Genomic DNA, 15743 nt, shown 5'->3' with positions numbered 1-15743 from the left:
TAGTTCCAAAACCTTTATCATACCATGCAATCGTTTTTATCTGTCCTCCCATCCGGACCGTCAGTTAGCTATGGAAAAACTACTTGAACAATCCGAGTCTCCCCAAAAGGAAAACTTCGTACCTCACCATTAAGATAACTGCTGTATTCAGTTTTCTTACCCGGTGTCCGTCAACCAGAAGGAATAGCGATAGCTGGTCAAAACCACTAAGATAGGACGGCGAGAGTAACTTAAGACGATTTTTTTGGTAAGATCAAAGCTAAACTAACCATCACGCCCTCTTGAGGGAATATTTATTTATGAGCGATATAGGGTTTATTTTGACGATAATCAACAATTTCCTGCAAATTTACTCGGTAATCCTAATTGTTAGGGTTTTACTGACTTGGTTCCAAAATGCTGGTTGGGCCTATCAGATTATGTCTTTTCTCAGTCCGATTACCGATCCCTATTTAAACCTTTTTCGCTCGATTATCCCACCCCTAGGCGGGATGGACTTGTCCCCGATTCTCGCATTCCTGCTGCTCAACGTTGTTCAGAGTGTCGTAGCCACAGGGGCCACCAGTCTGGTCAGCAGCGGTTTCTAAATCCGCGGATCCACACTACTGGTAAAACCGGAAGCTTTGAATTTTTCCAGTCGCAGGGGGGTTGGTTGATTGGTAGAAACAGAAATTCTGATCTCGAAATCACTAATCCCCGGTGGCACTTCGGGAATTGCCCCGACTCGGCTACGATTTTGTAAAGCTGGTTCCCCGTTAGCATCGTAAATCCGACCAAAAACATCGGCATCATAGACGGTTTTTCCAGAATTATTTTTAGCTTTGCCGGTGATTAAAAAACAATTAGCCGGAAAACTGGTTCCCCCACTGGTGACACTCCCCTCGGCTAATTCGGGGGGACAGTCTTTGTAAGATACATCTAATAGTTGAATTGGGGTCAAAGCTTGAGCAGTAGGGATGATAAGCCAGCTAGACAGCCAGAAGAGAACAGAAAGCAGTAAAACGGTGAGCGAGCGTGGTGTCATAGATCAGTGATTTTACGGTATGATTTCCCCAATACTTAGATTATCGTGGATCGTCACCCTTTGAAATCAGCTTTTTTAGGACTCTCATGGATCGAGATGAGATTGAAACCACTCTCAAAGCGGCTTTTCTCCAGTGTGAGGCTTTATTATGTCCTCTCAATCAACAACAAAAAGAAATTTTGTTAGAGGTGTTTTTTGAGCAAAATTCCCTCGCTGATGGCAATCCCCTCGACGAATTAACATCTATGCAAAGGGAGATTTTACTGGAATTTATCCTCAAACAAGAACGGGAAAATTTAGCTTGGAAAAGTTCCCTCCTCAATGATTGGCTTAACGATCGCCCTTCCGGTGCGGTACAATTTATCCGCGATCAGTATGGCTTGGCTTGGTTGAACAGCATAAAACCGATTCATTGGCAAGAATATTTACAAAAATTAAGGTTAACCAGAGAAAAATTACAGGTGGGAGATACGATCGAGGTGTCTAATGGATTATGGGAATGGATTCCCGCAGACGCTGCCGATAGTTGCGACTGGTTTCCCTGTGAGGTAATAGAAGTAAATGAAAGTGAGGATGATTCCCCCCCTGTTAGTTGCCGTATTCGCTTTCAAAACGGTGAAGAATGGCAAATACAAGGAATATATCAGTGGAATCGCCCTAATTGGCGTTTTCTGACTTGAAGGAAGATCACTGCTCGGTTATCGGCTAAAATTAAGAACTGTAAAGAAAACAGATAAATTTTATGGCCGCTAAAGTTGAGATCTATACTTGGAGTTCCTGTCCTTTCTGTATCCGCGCTAAAGCATTACTCAAGAAAAAAGGAGTGGAGTTTACCGAATATTGTATCGATGGTGATGAACAAGCGCGAGCCAAAATGTCCGATCGAGCCAATGGTCGTACAAGTGTACCACAAATTTTTATAAACGATCAACACATCGGGGGCTGCGATGACATCTATGCTTTAGATAGAAGTGGTGGTTTAGCTCCCCTGTTGCAGAATTAAGGATAAAAACTATTAATGAAACTAGCCTTTATTATCGATCCGATCGAGTATCTAGATCCAGGCCATGATACCAGTGTAGCTATTATGGAAGCGTCCCAATTATTAGGTCATGAAGTCTGGATTACTTCCATCACCGATCTCAGTGCGATTGCGGGAAAAGCTTGGGCAAAACTAACTAAAATTGAACTGGTTCCTGTGGAGTTAAAAGATAATCATTGGGTGGCTGTATCTCAATGGTATCAAAGACAAGAGACAGTTTTTACCTGCCTAGAAAACTTCGATTTTGTCTGGATGCGAAAAGACCCACCCGTGACAATTGCCTATCTTTATGCCACCTATTTATTAGACTTGATTGACCCCAAAAAAACTCAAGTAATTAACTCAACTAGGGGTTTACGCCATGCCAACGAAAAGTTATATACGATTCACTTTGCTCAGGTAATGCCCGCCACAATTGTTTCCCAAGATAAAGCGACGATTAGGGAATTTGTCAACCAAAAAGGGGCGGCAGTTATGAAACCTTTGGGTGGCAAAGCAGGGGAGGGAATTTTATTTCTTAGTCCCGAAGATCGCAATCTTAATTCAATGATTGAAATTAGCACAAAATGGGGACAAGAACCAGTAATGATTCAAGATTATTTACCAGCTGCCAAAGAAGGAGATAAACGCATTATTGTCCTCAATGGTGAACCGATCGGGGCAGTTAATCGCATTCCCACCGGTTCAGAATTTCGCGGTAATATGGCCGTGGGTGGACGAGTAGCAAAAACAGAAATCAGCGATCGAGAATTAGAAATCTGTGCCACTTTAGCCCCAAAATTACGAGAAGATGGCCTATATTTTGTCGGATTAGATGTGATTGGTGGCTATCTCACGGAAGTTAATGTCACCAGTCCCACTGGCATTCGCGAGATCGATCGATTAAACAATGTTAGCTTAGGTCAACAGGTAATTAAATGGCTAGAAAATCATTTGGGCAGCAGAGATTAGGGAAATGGGGAGATGGGGAGATGGGGGAATGGGGAGATGGGGAGATGGGGGAATGGGGGAATTCAACTAAAACCCTAACACCCTAACACCCTAACACCCTAACACCCTAAAGCCCTAACACCCTAAAACCTATTTTTAACTTTTTACTTTTTTCTTTGCCAATGAATGCTTTATCAATACCGACGTGGATAGTTCATGTATCGAGTGTCGTAGAATGGATAGCGGCGATCTGGTTAGTGTGGACTTATAGCGAAATCAGTAGCGATCGATCGTGGCGAATGTTATCTTGGGGAATGTTACCCGCTTTAATTGGGGCCATGTGTGCCTGTACATGGCATTTTTTTGATAATATCAGTGCCTTATCCTGGTTAGTCACCCTACAGGCAGCCATGACTGTCTTAGGAAATTTTACCCTCTGTGCTGCCGGTTGGTGGCTGTGGCGTTCCAGTAAAATTAGCGTTAACAATGAATAAAGAGAGTTTATTTGCCATTTCCCTGTTTCCCTATCTGGGGTTTCTTTGGTTGATCACTCGTTCAGGAAAAATGCCCCGTTTAGCCTTAATTGGCTTTTATGTGCTGTTAATCTTCGTTTTTATCACCATTCCTGCTGGTATCTACGCCAAAATCCACTATGGTAAAGAATTAGCCAACGTCGATTGGTTGCACGGCAGCGCCGAACTTTTCCTCACCCTCTCCAATATTCTCGTCGTCCTAGGTTTTCGTCAGGCAATTTTAGCCAAAAAGGAAACAGAGAACAGGGAACAGTAAACAGTGAACAGTAATCAGTGAACTGACAACTCACATCTGATGACTGATAACTGATAACTGATAACTGATAACTGATAACTGAATTGTGATACAATCGCCCCAAAACGTCCCCGCGTCAGTCAAATATGTCCCCGATTACACCGTCCATCAGTGTCAACGAACCCAACCCGCAGGCTGCTATCCAGACTTTATCGGTAGTGGTTCCCATATATAACGAAGTGGACAGTATTCCCCATCTCGTGGAGAGTATCGCCTCGATTTTGCGTTCTTATCAAATTAACTACGAGATTATCTGTGTTGACGACGGTTCTAAGGACGGTTCTACCGAGGTTTTAACTAATTTAGCCAAAAATCGCGATGATCTCAAGGCGGTAATATTGCGACGCAACTACGGACAAACCCCCGCCATGGCTGCCGGATTTAATTATGCCACGGGACAGGTCATCATTACCCTCGACGGCGATTTACAGAACGATCCCAATGATATACCCCTATTATTGGCAAAATTAGAGGAAGGTTATGACCTCGTGAGTGGCTGGCGCAAAAATCGCCAAGATGACAAGGTAAAACGGCTTTTACCCTCAAAAATAGCTAATTGGCTGATTGGCAAGGTAACAGGGGTCAAATTACACGACTACGGTTGTTCTTTGAAAGCCTATCGAGCCGAATTAATCGCCGATATGAATCTCTACGGGGAATTACATCGATTTTTACCCGCATTAGCTTTTATTGAAGGGGCAAAAATAACCGAAATTCCCGTTAATCACCACGCTAGAAGGTTCGGACAGAGTAAATATGGTTTAGGTCGCACAATTCGCGTGATTATGGACTTATTTACTGTCTTTTTTATGAAAAAGTTCCTCACCCGTCCGATGCACATTTTTGGACTCTACGGACTGATATCCATGGTAGTGGGGATTATTTTAGGTACTTATCTGACTATTCTCAAACTCGGTTTCGGACAAGAAATCGGCGATCGACCTTTGTTAATCCTGGCCGTGTTATTCTTTTTAACTGGGGTACAATTACTCTGTTTTGGTCTTTTGGCAGAAATTTTGATGCGGACTTACCACGAATCCCAAAACCGTCCTATCTACCGCGTTCGTACTGTTGTCGGGGATAGGGGATTTTTCAGTGAACAGTGAGCAGTAATCAGTAATCAGTGAGCAGTAAAAAGACAGTAGGAAGCTGCTATTTAATACTGCCCACTTAATACATACTGCACACTTAAAGTAGGGAGGCACAATTATTTGTAGGATGGGTTAGCGGTAGCGTAACATGAGCGGGTGTTGGGTTTCATGCTTCAACCCAACCTACGTTCATCTTATATTTAATTCCACCCACCTACTTAAAACTCAAATCTGATAACTGATAACTGATAACTGATGACTGATAACTGATAACTAAAAAAATATGACTATTTGGGAACTTGATTTTTATTCGCGGCCGGTGGTGGATGAAAATAATAAAAAAAGATGGGAATTGTTAATCTGTGAAACTCCGGCAACAATCGATCGCCCCTCCGATACAATATTTAAATATGCCAGTTATTGTCCTAATACGATGGTTAATTCCCAATGGTTAGGAGAGGCAATTACTGCAGCTATCAAGGCAGCGGGAGTAACTCCCAAAAAAATTCGCTTTTTCCGTCGTCAGATGAATAACATGATTAGCAAAGCTTGCGAGGATATCGGTGTTCCCGCTTCCCCTAGTCGTCGCACTCATGCTTTAACGAGATGGATAGAAGAAAGAATGGTTAATTTCTATCCTCAAGAAGTTGGTTATGATCAAAATTTAACTAAAACCGCTTCCGTGAATTATCCTCCTTTAAATGCTGTTCCCCTTCCCGATGCTGTCCGGGGAGATAAGGCAGATAAATGGGCTTTTGTTACGCTAGAATTGTCTTCTTTTCATGATATAAAAGATTGGGATATTAGCTTCGGAGAAAATTTGCCTATACTAGGGATGGGATTAGATGAGAATCTAAAAATCCCCGGTTTAGTTATTTTTTCCCCCCGCGCTTTACCCCTAGCTGGTTGGATGTCAGGGTTAGAAATGGCCTATTTAAAGTTAGAAACTGGTTCCCGTCCCGTGCTACGTTTAGAAACGGGTGCTAGTGATAGCTGGATTCTCGTCAACGTCACTAATGCCAAGACTTTAAACGAAGCCAAAAACTTTGAAGAAGCTAAACAAAAAGCCAATAATCTGCATTTTTTAGCCGTTCAATCTAACCCTGAATCGCAATCCTTCGCTGGTTTTTGGCTATTACAAGAAGGCTCTCAAGAGTAAAGTTTAGTCAAGGTGGGTTTTCAATCCACCCCCACAGAATTAACTTAAAAACATTGTCTAGTCCAACTACCGTGTAACCCGTGGGGAATATGATGTTTAAGATGGATAACTGCTAGGGAATTAGTGATATCTTTAGCATCTAAGATTACCACATTCGATCGATGATTAGCCGCATCGTAGGTGACTACCAATAACCAACCATCATCCTCAGCAATTCCATCGGGTTTAGGCACAAAAATTGGTTCACCCGCAAATCCCTGGGGAGCAAAAGAATGTAACTGTTTTTCTCCCGTTAATAAGTCCAGTTTTAAGATTGCTTGCAAAGGAGCATTACCAGTGGCATGATGAGTGGCAGCGATGTATAAATAACGGTAATCTCGACCAACTTTTGCAGGATTAATGCTGGGAAACTCACAACAATGCTCTAGAATACATTCTCTTGTAACGGTATTTTCTGATAAATTTAGTGTAAATCGCCACAGATGTCCGGGAGCTAAACTATCAAAATCTACCGATTGAAAATTGCTATTTGAATCCAGTTGTGGTAAGGATTGATAACAAATAGAATCGATATAAATTTTCTCCTCTTGTTCAAAAGCATTGCTATGATGGAAGACAAAACCCGATGGAGTTTCTAAAACTTTCACTTCTCCTTTGTTAGGATCCCGGGGGATAATAATAATCTTAGTTAACTTGTCCGGTTGATTAATAACGCATTCTCCCGCACCTTTTAACCCAAAAAGAAAGGGGAAAGGATTATAACCAACCGGGTTTTGGAAAAAGATAGCGTAGTGGGGAGTAATAACAAAATCGTGGATAAAACAAAAGCCGGGGATACTGTGGGTATGACGACGTAATAACTTACCCGTGGGACTAATTTCGTAGAGAGTAATGGCACTCGATAAACCCGTTTTGATGGCAAAATTTACCAAACAAGGTTGATGATTATCGAAAATACAAGCGGGATCGATGCGAGGATGAGCGGCAAAAGCATCGCCTTTTTCCAAGATACCATCGAGATAGTCTAAACCAATAGTATCAAGAGTTTTAGCATCGAGACGATGGGGTTCGGCCGCTTCCCAAAGTGCCAGTAATTTATTACCCCAGTAGATAACATTAGTATTAGCAATATTTTTCAGACGCAAATCAAAAGCATTGCCGAAAATTCCCCCCGGTTTTTTTGTGCCGAAAACACCGCGATAAAGGGGTTTTCCCGCTTTCTGTTCCTGGAGATAACCCTGGGTTTTCACAAAACGATTACGATAATGTACGCGGCCATGATTGAAGCTAATCGCGCTGATCATACCATCCCCATCGAAGGGATGAGCGATCGCAGTGCCAGCGATATCGAGTAAACCGGGGCCATTTTTAAAGACTGTACCCTGTAAATCGGCGGGAATTTGCCCCTCGATGTCTTCCACCTCGTAATCGTACTCGTTAGGTTGGGATTGATAGCCTTTTTGCCAATCCTGACGATTATAGGATTTTTCGCCAATTGTCGGAGTTAATACCATGGTAGTTTTAAGTTTATATTTACTTTTCTTAACATAACTTAAAACTACCAGAGATAAAAAGAAGGGGGTGCCGAACATTTATTCACCCCCTCCTTGCCGTCTTGTTATTTAACAAACAACATTTCTTGATAGGTAGGTAGGGGCCAGAAATTGTCGGCCACTTCCCCTTCCAGTGTGTCAGCATATTCGCGCACCTTATCCATCAAGGGACGGATTGTTTGAGCGGAATACTGCATATGTTCCTCGATCGAGTCAAAATCGTGTTTAGCCATGGCCGCACTCAGTTTGCTAACGCCATCCATCAGTAATTTAATTAGATTCGAGACGGTTTGGGCGCTTTCCTTATCTATCTCGATGCCGATCGCCGCCGCATTAGCGATCGCCGAGGACAATTCCGACAAGTAGCGAACGGCAGCGGGATAAATAATCGTTTTAGCCATACTTACCACCAGTTTCGCTTCCACCTCGATGGCCAGCAAATACTGTTCCGCATAGACATCAAAACGACTTTCCAGTTCAACGGGGGTAAGCACACCCATGCGGGTAAACAGTTCTTCGATATAATCGGCCCTCAGCACGGGTAAAGCATCGGCAGTGGTGCGGAGATTAGCCAAACCGCGCTCTTCTACCGCCATTTTGTGCCATTCTTGGGAATATCCGTTACCTCCGAAGATCACATTTCTGTGTTTGTCCATGATCTCCTTAAGAACACCCTGGGCGGCAGTATTGAGGTCTTCCCCAGCTTTCATCCGGCTTTCTAGGTTATCCGCCACCCAAGTCAGGGAATCGGCTAGAATCGTGTTCATCGCCACCAGCGGCCCAGAAACTGACTGATTAGAACCCACAGCCCGGAATTCAAAGCGATTGCCCGTAAAAGCAAAAGGCGAGGTACGATTGCGATCGCCGGGATCCTTGGGGAATACCGGCAGAGTATCGACACCGAGATCCATCAACCCTGGGGCATCAGAACCCTCAATTTGTCCTTGGCTAATTTGGTCGAATACCTTTTCTAACTGACTGCCCAAATATACGGAAATAATCGCGGGAGGAGCTTCATTTGCCCCTAAACGGTGATCATTGCTGGCAGTAGCCACCACTGCGCGTAAAAGCGCCCCGTACTTGTGAACACCACGAATCACCGCCCCACAGAATAACAAAAACTGCATATTCGCGTGGGGAGTATCGCCCGGATCCAACAGATTACCCTGGGTAGCGTTGCCGACGGACCAGTTAACGTGTTTTCCCGAACCATTAATTCCCGCAAAGGGTTTTTCGTGCAGTAGGCAAACAAAACCGTGTTTTTTAGCCGTACTTTTCAGCAAAGTCATAATTAACTGCTGATGGTCACTGGCCACGTTAGCAGCCTCGAAAAAGGGGGCAATCTCGAACTGTCCGGGAGCGACTTCATTATGGCGGGTTTTGGCCGGAATGCCGAGGCGATACATTCTTTCCTCCACTTCCTGCATAAACACCTGAACCCGTTCGGGAATCGCACCAAAATAATGATCGTCGAACTGTTGACCTTTGGCGGCGGGTTTACCAAATAGGGTGCGACCGGTGAGCAGTAAATCGGGGCGACTATGGGCAAAATGAGCATCTACGAGGAAATATTCCTGTTCAGCACCGCAGCTGGAGTTAACGGGGGCGACTTCCGTATGTCCTAAGAGCCTCAGCACCCTGGTGGCGGCTTTACTCATCGATGAAATCGAGCGTAAAAGCGGCGTTTTTTTGTCGAGGGCCTCTCCTGTCCAAGAGATGAAAACCGTCGGGATACACAGGGTTACACCATTATCCGTCTCCATGACGTAGGCGGGACTGGTGACATCCCAAGCAGTGTAACCCCGTGCTTCAAAGGTGGAGCGAAGGCCGCCGTTAGGAAAGGAGGAGCCGTCCGGTTCCCCCTGTACTAAGACTTTGCCCGTAAATTCTGTGATCACTGAACCATCGCTCTGCACGGAGATAAAACCATCGTGTTTTTCGGCGGTGGCGTTGGTCATCGGATAGAAGACGTGGGCATAGTACAGCGCCCCTTTGGACGTGGCCCAATCTTTCATCGCTGCCGCCACCGCACTGGCGATGGAAACGTCTAATTTTCCCCCGGTTAAAATCGTGTTTTTGACCGATTTGAATACGTCTTTCGGGAGACTGGCCTGCATTTTGCTCAGGGTAAAGACATCGGTTGCCCAGAGGGCCTCTAAACGTTGAGGAATTTTGCTCGGTAGGGGTTTACGGTCTGTGACTTGAGAGATAGCTTGAACACGCGTTCCATAACTCATAAGTATTTTTCCTATTTTGCTGTGTCGTGGATAAAGGGTTACTTTATTTAGGCGATGACAAGTTTCCTACTAACTTTGATGTTGAATTCCGGTCAGAGGCTATTCTCCGCTTAATAATTTTGATCCCACGGCACAAGCTTCTCTGCGGTTTTTATCTGCTTGCGCCGGCCTCTTTCCCGATCAATTAGCAACACCAGCCTTAATCTTAAGAACAGATAATCGGGAGATTTGTATCAAATATTACAAACATCCCAAACCCGATCTTCCCCAAGCGATCGCACTGAGAAAACGGGTTTCTTTAAAAAACCCGTTTTCTAGACTTACATAGATAAAAATCTATAGAATCGATAAAAAAGTGATATTTGACAAAATCGGGGGGGGGTAGAATCCTGGTGGAATTTGCCCAAAATTGTTCATGAATTCTACAACTACCTTCAAATCTCTGTCTCTCTCTGGTGCTGTCTTCGCTGGCACAGTTAGCGCGATCGCTGTACTGGCCGCCCTCCCCGCCAGCGCCGTCAGCTTTACCGGAACTGGTACTGGTTTCAGCATCCCTGAGGACAACGCCACAGGTGCTTCCAGCACTATTACCGTTCCCACCGGTTCCAACTTCCTGATCACCGACATCACCGTCACCCTCAATAGCCTAACCCACACCTGGGTAGGTGATTTGATCGCCAATCTCACCTACGTCCCAACCAACACGACAGTCACTCTGTTCAACCGGATTGGTCTGGTTAGCAGTGGGCTCGGTGACTCCAGCAACTTCAACGGTACCTACAGCTTCAATGATGCCTTTGCCGGCAACATCTGGTCCATAGCGGCTGGACTGCCTAATACCGGTGACATCCCCTCTGGTAACTACTTCCCCACCGGTGCGAACAGTGGCACCCTTGTTCCCATACTGACTTCCTTGAGTGGATCCCAGACCGCCGGCGACTGGCGGCTGACCATTTCCGATAATGCTAGTGGTGATACTGGCAGTCTTGGCAGTTGGACGCTGAATTTGGAGGGGACCCCTCTTGCTCCCGTTTCTGTTCCTGAATCAAGTTCTGGCTTAGGTTTGCTGGCCTTAGGTTTACTGGGGGCGGGAGCGGCACTTAAGCGCCATTGGAACTGAGAAAACTGAAGAAAACGGGTTTCTTTGAGAAACCCGTTTTCTGTAATACATAAGGGACTTGCGCTTTGATAATGTACCTTTTGGGCGAACGCAGTTCGCCCCTACATTGTGGACAAAATCCGTTACTGTAGGGGCGCAATGCTTGCGCCCTCCGATCGATCAGGTTTGCTGATCACTCTAAGTAGGGGGAGAGCCTTCGAGCGCCTCCGCAGCTAAGGGACTTGCGCTTTGATAATATGCCATCTGGCTAGTCTGGTTTTTCTACGGAGCGATTTTCTGGCTGGGATATTATTTCTACGCCAGTCCCTTAAGCGCCATTTGGACTGAGAAAACGGGTTTCTTTGAGAAGAAAACGGAAGAAAACTGATTTCTTTGAGAAACCCGTTTTCTGGACTTAGGGCGATCGCTAGGGATTGCTAACTCGCGCTAGACTAGATTAAGATAATTAATTAACTCCCAATCATTTGTTTAATCATGAGTCAAGCTGCTGCAATCAATACTAAACTAATTGATTCTCTTACTCAAATTATCCTTTCCTTAACTGACGAAGAACAACAGCTTCTGCTACAAAAAATCCAGCATCCAGCCTTATCTGATGTCGATTTTCATCAAGGTTTTCCCTTTGATGTTCAAATTCCTAATACAGAAACGCTCGCCGCCATTGAAGAAGTAGAAAAACATCCTGAGCGTCTTAAGCGTTATAGTAGCGTCGGGCAGATGTTCGAGGATTGGAACAGTGATTAAGACAACCCAAGTGCGGATTCCTGCCTTGATGCGTAGTGTCGAAGAAATTAAACTTGAATGGAGTTAAATATGGATTTTGTAGTCGCGCAGCTAGAAAACGGGTTTCTCAAAGAAACCCGTTTTCTCTCAAAGAAACCCCTTTTCTGGACTGTCAATCTCTTGTCTCGATTAATTCGGGGACAAGTTCGGGAATAAAACCCGGTTCAGCTAAAGAACCAGTAACATGATGTTCAAAGACTTCTGCGGGGGGAAAAGTTTTCTTGACTTCCTGAGATTGCGGATCCGTAGAAGGTAGCCATTTAATTAGGGGTAAAGGTAGGAGAGTAGAGAGATTAGTAATCACCACCAATAACCAAAGGTTATCAAAATTAGTTTCGGTGACTCCCAACCAATGGGTTAATAAAGCGCCGATTTCTTGGGAAACTAATCCCGACATATTCCAGATAGACATTAATAAAGCGAATAGAGATGCTTCAATGCCCACAGGACAAAGACGCGCTGATAAAATTAAGACGGGTAAAAAGGCAATTTGTCCCATGACGGTGAGGATGAGACTATCCCCCAAACTAAACCAATGATCGTCAATACCGAGCGCTCGATTAGTATGGGTAACTAAGAGTAGGGTAGTCATCCCTAAAAGCGCGGAAATCACCGTACTCCAACCCAAAATTAAACGAAAGGAAATCGCTTTTAAAAACCGTTGATATACCCAGATACCCAGGATCGAGGCTAAACTGGTGACTAAGCGCACTCGTCCTAAAAATTCCGGTTCAAATCCTAACTCGTTGGTGGTGAAGTAAAAAAAGGCAGAATCGGCGCTAGGAGTAGCCTGCCAGAGAAAAATAAAGGCAGTGGGTAATAAAATTGATTTTTGTCTAATTGCTGACCATAATTGCCCGATTTGCTCCTTGACTTTCGGCGTGGATTGTGATTTATCATTGTTATTCTTGACTTTTTCCTCTGTAATTAAAAACGCCATAGCTGAGGCAATCAGGGGAAAAATAGCGGTGAGAGCGAAGACAGGACGAGTACCGAGGTGTGCCAGTAACCAACCCCCCAGATAAGCCGTAATTAAGCCGCCTAGGGCCGATATTCCCCAAGTTAAGGACTGTAGAGAACCAGATTGGGTTAAGGACTCTCTGCGCGCTCTTTCTACTACCAAAGAATCGACGATGACATCACTAATGGTGACAGAAAGGGAACCAAGCAGGATCGCGGCCATCGCTTGCCAAGCATTCTCCACCACAGTGGCTAGGGCCAACCAAGCTAAAACCCCGATAATTCCCGATAAAATTAGGTAGGGCCGACGACGATAGCCGAAAATAGGCAAACCATCCGAAAGAAAGCCAAAAGCTGGTTTAATCACCCAAGGAATCGCCGCCACTCCGATTAATGCCCCCATCTGAGAGGGACTCAAGGCCAAATCGTCTTTTAAAAAGAAGCTAACCGCTAATCGGGAGAGTCCGAGAATGCCCTGCACGAAATAAACCCCTAAAATGCCAATTAATTCGGGATTGGGGTCATTTCCGAACAAGATACTCTCTTTAAGGAATTTTTTCCCGCGATCGATGCCAAGGCGATTAATAAGCATGAAGTTTCATAAATATTTGTTACTGTCTCTATAATAATGATTGAGCGCTCGATCGGTGCGTTAGCTGTTAGGGTTTGACTGTTGAGGTTTAGGTTTTGGCGGTTGGGTATTGGGTTTTAGGGTTTTAGTTGAATTTCCCCTGCTCCCCACTTCCCCATCCCCAATCGGCATAACAGACTTATTGTCGTGTTATTGGGAAAGTTTTTTGCGATCGCTCTATTTGAGAGTAATATAGGGAAAGATTCTGGAAAAAATGCTTATTTAGCGTGATATATGGAAATTTTCTCGATAATATCTAGTTAGGCTGCTTAAATTTTTGGTGAGATAGTATTTTAAGTTTATCTGTCAAATTTTCAGCAGAATGCTATATGAACTCTTATCTCGACAGGTAAGAGTTCATATCATAATTTAAACTTAGCTAACAAGCCAGGATAGATGTATCCCGTTATGCTATCGTTGGCAATTTTTTATATTCTTCCTTATGCTTTTGTATCGCATCCCAGATGTCAACTTTTTGCTGAAGGTTGAGCCAAAGTTGAGGACCATTCCCTAAGGTTTGCCCAATACGAATTGCCATATCTACCGTGATTGGTCTTCGACCTTGAATAATTTCATTAACAGTGCGCCGAGACACACCGAGAAACTCAGCAAAGGTTGTTTGAGTCATTTCAATATCTTCAAGCACATCTGAAATGACCTCTCCAGGATGTACTGGTCTTATTTGCCTCCCATTAATAATATCTTGTAAGTCTTTCATAAATTATTTTCCTGCTTGAATCAAAACTCTTTGTTTTTCGTTATAGTCAGTGATAATCTTCAAGGTTTAAATCCTAGGCATCATTATTGATAAATGTGAAAGTAATACGCCAGTTACCTGATACCTTTATTGACCAAGTTTCTCTTCTATCCCCTTTAAGCTGGTGTAAATCATAACCCGGTATTTTAAGGTCATCTATAGCTGTTGCAGAATCTATCACTTCCAGTCTTCTCCTTATTCTTTTTTCTAAATCTTTGGGTACACCTTTTGCATTACCTTCTTTTAATAATCTTTCTAATGCCTTATTTCTAAAAGTTTGTATCATTCAATGGATTTCTCCTATATTTCATATTAAATCTTCGTCTATAAAAGTTTAATGACAGTTTAATCTTATACATAAATATATTTTTTGTAACTTTGTAGGTTACAACTCTACTGTAATGTGGAAGGTTACAAATGTCAAGGCTCAAACTACTATGAAAGCAAAAGGGGTTCTAGCAAATGCTCGTTCCGAGGTGCCGCAGCCTAACAAGTCGCTGCACTGGAACGCCGCAAACTGGTCGGCTGATTGCGATCGCTATCGCCGTAGGGTGCGTTCCCTAAGGTCAGTTCTACCACTCCACCGATCGATTTTGGGGAACGCACCTTACTCATTCATTGAAGTTGATAAGTCTAGGTAATCTAATATCCTCTGTCAGATTAGCACTTAATTGGGGATAGATCATCTACTTGTTACATTAGTATTATCGCTGCTCTGGTAGTGGTGGAGGGTTCATAAAAGAATGCCGGCTCTCCCAGGCTTGGTGGGTAAAATGTATTCTAAGATACAGTCTTGCGGGTGAGTGAGTGGAAGGAACCACTCCAGACACAGAGGACACAAAGATCGATCACTACTATATAAGTTAAACTGACCACACAAAGAATAAGAGAGCCTCCAGGCTTTGCAAGGAATCAAAAAGCTTGGAACCTAATCTTTACTGCTATAGATGCCTCTGAATGAACATCATAATCAAAAAATCTGTAAATTTGAATACTTTTTCAAAGTTTCTTGAGGAAGTCATGATATTCTAACTTCAGTAACAATTATTACCATTTTATGCTCTCCTACAAAAAGATTCGATCGATGTGGGAAAACTATTGGTTCAAAATCTTCCACCGATGGCGCTCCTGCTCTTTAGCCTGTCCAGTCGAGAAGCCTCATCATCGACACGTTTTTTGGAGTTGGTTCGGCAGTTTTCTGGCAATCTCGATTTGTGCTTACCTGACGATGGAAACGAATTCGCCCTTGCTGATGGCTCCGTTTGGTGCCACCAGTGTTTTGATTTTCGGCGCTCCCGATAGCCCATTGGCGCAGCCGCGTAATGTCATCGGCGGGAATGTCTTAGGGGCGCTTGTCAGTCTAACACTTCTGCATTTTTTCGGAGCTTCACCTCTAGTCATTGGCATGGCAGTATCGCTAACGATAGGCATTACGCAACTTACCGGAACGTTGCATCCCCCCGCAGGTGCTGTTGCCTTAGTTGTGATGTTGACATCCTCGCCGCCCTAAAAGTGCGGCGATTCCTAAACCTCACGATTTAAGTTTCTGCTTCCACCACCGTCGCATACCACAGTTAAAAAACCATGTACTGTCTTACACAGAGTCCACAGACTTTCGCCCCATTTCA

At 44.0% G+C, this 15743-nt stretch carries 18 protein-coding genes; 11 read left to right on the top strand and 7 right to left on the bottom strand.

All coding sequences use genetic code 11. From position 1 onward, the window contains the following. Positions 1-299: 299 nt before the first annotated feature. Entirely contained in the window at positions 300-587 is a 288-nt protein-coding gene (locus O9324_RS14510; RefSeq protein WP_002766817.1) for a YggT family protein, read from the top strand. Here the strand turns inward: O9324_RS14510 and O9324_RS14505 are convergent. Next, positions 584-1024 carry a hypothetical protein gene (locus tag O9324_RS14505; RefSeq protein ID WP_002741759.1) on the bottom strand — a complete coding sequence of 147 codons (441 nt, stop codon included), beginning with the start codon at positions 1022-1024 and terminating at the stop codon, positions 584-586. The two genes, O9324_RS14510 and O9324_RS14505, sit on opposite strands and share 4 nt — an antisense overlap. Before the next feature lie 86 nt (positions 1025-1110). Between O9324_RS14505 and O9324_RS14500 the strand changes: the two genes are divergently transcribed. From O9324_RS14500 to O9324_RS14470, 7 genes are all read left to right on the top strand, one after another. After that, entirely contained in the window at positions 1111-1704 is a 594-nt protein-coding gene (locus tag O9324_RS14500) for a hypothetical protein (RefSeq protein ID WP_002766816.1), read from the top strand. A gap of 62 nt (positions 1705-1766) precedes the next feature. Next, on the top strand, positions 1767-2027 hold the full coding sequence (grxC, locus tag O9324_RS14495; protein WP_002766815.1) for a glutaredoxin 3: 261 nt from the start codon (positions 1767-1769) through the stop codon (positions 2025-2027). A 15-nt stretch (positions 2028-2042) separates the two neighbouring features. Next, positions 2043-3017 (top strand): glutathione synthase, encoded by a 975-nt coding sequence (gene gshB / locus O9324_RS14490; RefSeq protein WP_288140541.1) that lies wholly within the window; start codon positions 2043-2045, stop codon positions 3015-3017. 161 nt (positions 3018-3178) lie between these two features. Continuing rightward, complete coding sequence (locus O9324_RS14485) at positions 3179-3490, top strand: DUF2499 domain-containing protein (protein ID WP_193961471.1); 312 nt, start codon at positions 3179-3181, stop codon at positions 3488-3490. Further along, positions 3483-3785, top strand: coding sequence for a DUF3593 domain-containing protein (locus O9324_RS14480; protein ID WP_043996520.1), 303 nt, complete (start codon positions 3483-3485; stop codon positions 3783-3785). Before O9324_RS14485 ends, O9324_RS14480 begins: the two co-directional genes overlap by 8 nt. A 125-nt stretch (positions 3786-3910) precedes the next feature. Then, entirely contained in the window at positions 3911-4930 is a 1020-nt protein-coding gene (locus tag O9324_RS14475; RefSeq protein ID WP_288140540.1) for a glycosyltransferase, read from the top strand. 268 nt (positions 4931-5198) lie between these two features. Beyond that, on the top strand, positions 5199-6074 hold the full coding sequence (locus O9324_RS14470) for a Tab2/Atab2 family RNA-binding protein (RefSeq protein WP_288140539.1): 876 nt from the start codon (positions 5199-5201) through the stop codon (positions 6072-6074). Positions 6075-6118: 44 nt separating this feature from the next. Here O9324_RS14470 and O9324_RS14465 read toward each other — a convergent pair whose 3' ends face one another. Both O9324_RS14465 and O9324_RS14460 read right to left on the bottom strand, forming a co-directional pair. Then, complete coding sequence (locus tag O9324_RS14465) at positions 6119-7588, bottom strand: carotenoid oxygenase family protein (protein WP_288140568.1); 1470 nt, start codon at positions 7586-7588, stop codon at positions 6119-6121. A gap of 104 nt (positions 7589-7692) precedes the next feature. Continuing rightward, positions 7693-9864, bottom strand: a complete 2172-nt coding sequence (locus tag O9324_RS14460; RefSeq protein ID WP_288140538.1) for a glutamine synthetase III family protein — start codon at positions 9862-9864, stop codon at positions 7693-7695. A 415-nt stretch (positions 9865-10279) separates the two neighbouring features. On the opposite strand from O9324_RS14460, the gene O9324_RS14455 reads away from it, so the two are divergent. Then, positions 10280-10984, top strand: a complete 705-nt coding sequence (locus O9324_RS14455; protein ID WP_288140537.1) for a proprotein convertase P-domain-containing protein — start codon at positions 10280-10282, stop codon at positions 10982-10984. A gap of 474 nt (positions 10985-11458) precedes the next feature. Then, on the top strand, positions 11459-11728 hold the full coding sequence (locus tag O9324_RS14450) for a type II toxin-antitoxin system RelB/DinJ family antitoxin (RefSeq protein WP_287628508.1): 270 nt from the start codon (positions 11459-11461) through the stop codon (positions 11726-11728). A 151-nt stretch (positions 11729-11879) separates the two neighbouring features. Here the strand turns inward: O9324_RS14450 and O9324_RS14445 are convergent, their stop codons facing one another. From O9324_RS14445 to O9324_RS14430, 4 genes are all read right to left on the bottom strand, one after another. After that, entirely contained in the window at positions 11880-13319 is a 1440-nt protein-coding gene (locus O9324_RS14445; protein ID WP_288140536.1) for a folate/biopterin family MFS transporter, read from the bottom strand. A 445-nt stretch (positions 13320-13764) separates the two neighbouring features. Then, on the bottom strand, positions 13765-14076 hold the full coding sequence (locus O9324_RS14440; RefSeq protein ID WP_288140535.1) for a HigA family addiction module antitoxin: 312 nt from the start codon (positions 14074-14076) through the stop codon (positions 13765-13767). 73 nt (positions 14077-14149) lie between these two features. Continuing rightward, positions 14150-14401 carry a type II toxin-antitoxin system RelE/ParE family toxin gene (locus O9324_RS14435; RefSeq protein WP_002766794.1) on the bottom strand — a complete coding sequence of 84 codons (252 nt, stop codon included), beginning with the start codon at positions 14399-14401 and terminating at the stop codon, positions 14150-14152. Positions 14402-14601: 200 nt separating this feature from the next. Beyond that, positions 14602-14730 (bottom strand): hypothetical protein, encoded by a 129-nt coding sequence (locus O9324_RS14430; RefSeq protein ID WP_256377258.1) that lies wholly within the window; start codon positions 14728-14730, stop codon positions 14602-14604. A 469-nt stretch (positions 14731-15199) separates the two neighbouring features. On the opposite strand from O9324_RS14430, the gene O9324_RS14425 reads away from it, so the two are divergent. Further along, positions 15200-15625, top strand: coding sequence for an HPP family protein (locus O9324_RS14425; protein ID WP_288140534.1), 426 nt, complete (start codon positions 15200-15202; stop codon positions 15623-15625). Positions 15626-15743: the final 118 nt, after the last annotated feature.

The organism is Microcystis sp. LE19-84.1B (assembly GCF_027531875.1).
Taxonomy (GTDB): Bacteria; Cyanobacteriota; Cyanobacteriia; order Cyanobacteriales; family Microcystaceae; genus Microcystis; species Microcystis panniformis.
This window is presented reverse-complemented; position numbering and strand designations above follow the sequence as displayed.

Bases quoted from the DNA above. Each gene is read 5' to 3' on its own strand.
- O9324_RS14430 (WP_256377258.1), bottom strand. From the start codon at position 14,730: ATGAGTAAGGTGCGTTCCCCAAAATCGATCGGTGGAGTGGTAGAACTG.
- O9324_RS14470 (WP_288140539.1), top strand. From the start codon at position 5,199: ATGACTATTTGGGAACTTGATTTTTATTCGCGGCCGGTGGTGGATGAA.
- O9324_RS14485 (WP_193961471.1), top strand. From the start codon at position 3,179: ATGAATGCTTTATCAATACCGACGTGGATAGTTCATGTATCGAGTGTC.
- O9324_RS14445 (WP_288140536.1), bottom strand. From the start codon at position 13,319: ATGCTTATTAATCGCCTTGGCATCGATCGCGGGAAAAAATTCCTTAAA.
- O9324_RS14450 (WP_287628508.1), top strand. From the start codon at position 11,459: ATGAGTCAAGCTGCTGCAATCAATACTAAACTAATTGATTCTCTTACT.
- O9324_RS14505 (WP_002741759.1), bottom strand. From the start codon at position 1,024: ATGACACCACGCTCGCTCACCGTTTTACTGCTTTCTGTTCTCTTCTGG.
- O9324_RS14480 (WP_043996520.1), top strand. From the start codon at position 3,483: ATGAATAAAGAGAGTTTATTTGCCATTTCCCTGTTTCCCTATCTGGGG.
- O9324_RS14510 (WP_002766817.1), top strand. From the start codon at position 300: ATGAGCGATATAGGGTTTATTTTGACGATAATCAACAATTTCCTGCAA.
- O9324_RS14455 (WP_288140537.1), top strand. From the start codon at position 10,280: ATGAATTCTACAACTACCTTCAAATCTCTGTCTCTCTCTGGTGCTGTC.
- O9324_RS14435 (WP_002766794.1), bottom strand. From the start codon at position 14,401: ATGATACAAACTTTTAGAAATAAGGCATTAGAAAGATTATTAAAAGAA.
- O9324_RS14465 (WP_288140568.1), bottom strand. From the start codon at position 7,588: ATGGTATTAACTCCGACAATTGGCGAAAAATCCTATAATCGTCAGGAT.
- O9324_RS14440 (WP_288140535.1), bottom strand. From the start codon at position 14,076: ATGAAAGACTTACAAGATATTATTAATGGGAGGCAAATAAGACCAGTA.
- O9324_RS14475 (WP_288140540.1), top strand. From the start codon at position 3,911: ATGTCCCCGATTACACCGTCCATCAGTGTCAACGAACCCAACCCGCAG.
- O9324_RS14460 (WP_288140538.1), bottom strand. From the start codon at position 9,864: ATGAGTTATGGAACGCGTGTTCAAGCTATCTCTCAAGTCACAGACCGT.
- O9324_RS14500 (WP_002766816.1), top strand. From the start codon at position 1,111: ATGGATCGAGATGAGATTGAAACCACTCTCAAAGCGGCTTTTCTCCAG.
- gshB (WP_288140541.1), top strand. From the start codon at position 2,043: ATGAAACTAGCCTTTATTATCGATCCGATCGAGTATCTAGATCCAGGC.
- grxC (WP_002766815.1), top strand. From the start codon at position 1,767: ATGGCCGCTAAAGTTGAGATCTATACTTGGAGTTCCTGTCCTTTCTGT.
- O9324_RS14425 (WP_288140534.1), top strand. From the start codon at position 15,200: ATGTGGGAAAACTATTGGTTCAAAATCTTCCACCGATGGCGCTCCTGC.